The sequence below is a fragment of the Planococcus koreensis genome, from assembly GCF_004761975.1.
GTDB classification, from domain to species: Bacteria; Bacillota; Bacilli; order Bacillales_A; family Planococcaceae; genus Planococcus; species Planococcus koreensis.
This window is the reverse complement of sequence record NZ_RQII01000088.1, coordinates 1-1,530: the sequence shown is the minus strand read 5'-3', so window position 1 is coordinate 1,530 and position 1,530 is coordinate 1. Positions and strand designations below refer to the sequence as shown.

Below are 1,530 nucleotides of genomic sequence, written 5' to 3'. Positions count from 1 at the left end.
TTTTTTTATGAAATTGCCCTTAATCCTCGTGTGCAAAGGCCACAACGGCTTGAAGTTCAATCCAGTTCGACTGGAACGGACTTGACATGGGAAAACGAGTACCGTATCAATTTCGAGAGCAATCTCGCAGGATATAAGGAGGAGCTTTTTTTGACAAACCGTAAATTATTCACATCAGAATCAGTAACAGAAGGACATCCGGATAAAATCTGTGACCAAATCTCAGATGCCATCCTTGATGCAATCTTAGCAGAAGACCCGAACGCACGAGTAGCATGCGAAACGACAGTAACAACAGGTTTGGTGTTGGTTGCGGGAGAAATTACGACATCTACGTATGTCGACATCCCGAAAGTAGTGCGCCAAACAGTTAAAGATATCGGCTATACACGCGCGAAATACGGTTTCGACTCTGAAACAAGCGCTGTTTTGACAGCGATTGATGAGCAGTCAGCGGATATCGCTGCAGGAGTCAACGTGGCTCTTGAAGCACGTGAAGGCCAAATGACTGATAAAGAATTGGATGAAATCGGAGCAGGCGACCAAGGCTTGATGTTCGGCTACGCATCCAACGAAACAGAAGAATTGATGCCATTGCCGATCAGCTTGGCACATAAATTGGCTCGCCGCCTTGCAGAAGTACGCAAAGAAGAGATCCTTCCATATTTGCGTCCGGATGGCAAAACGCAAGTAACAATCGAATACGATGAAAACAACAAACCGTTCCGCGTAGATACGATTGTCATCTCGACTCAGCATCACCCAGAAGTGACGCTTGAGCAGATTCAGCGCAACATCAAAGAATATGTCATCAACGCAGTCGTTCCGGCTAACTTGATCGATGAAGATACAAAATACTTCATCAACCCGACAGGCCGCTTTGTTATCGGTGGACCTCAAGGGGATGCGGGCTTGACAGGCCGCAAAATCATCGTCGACACTTATGGCGGTTATGCGCGCCACGGCGGCGGTGCTTTCTCAGGAAAAGATGCGACAAAAGTGGACCGTTCAGGTGCATACGCTGCTCGCTATGTTGCGAAAAACATCGTTGCTGCAGGCCTTGCAGACAAATGTGAAGTGCAAGTGGCTTACGCAATCGGGGTAGCACACCCGGTTTCAATTGCAATCGACACATTCGGAACAGGCAAAGTAAGCGAAGACACGTTGATCGACCTTGTGCGCGCAAACTTCGATTTGCGTCCAGCTGGCATCATCAAAATGCTTGACCTTCGCCGCCCAATCTACAAGCAGACTGCTGCATACGGACATTTCGGCCGTACGGACGTGGATCTGCCATGGGAGCGCACGGATAAAGCAGCAATCCTTAAAGAACAATCAGGCGTCGCTGCAGAATAAATGAATATAATAGTAGAAAAGACGATCGGCAAATGTGCCGATCGTCTTTTTTTGAATAAAAACAGCCTGACTAAGCCATTGAATAGTTGGAGATAAATGGTAGAATAAATGGTAATAATTAAATATTCTAAAAATAATGGGTATCAATCTATTTGCATGCCATGAAAATACTCA

1 protein-coding gene is annotated in these 1,530 nt (G+C 46.2%); it reads left to right on the top strand.

What is annotated here, in order from left to right:
• The first annotated feature begins 150 nt into the window (after nucleotides 1-150).
• Nucleotides 151-1,356 carry a methionine adenosyltransferase gene (gene metK / locus EGV91_RS17065; RefSeq protein WP_135505865.1) on the top strand — a complete coding sequence of 402 codons (1,206 nt, stop codon included), beginning with the start codon at nucleotides 151-153 and terminating at the stop codon, nucleotides 1,354-1,356.
• Nucleotides 1,357-1,530: the final 174 nt, after the last annotated feature.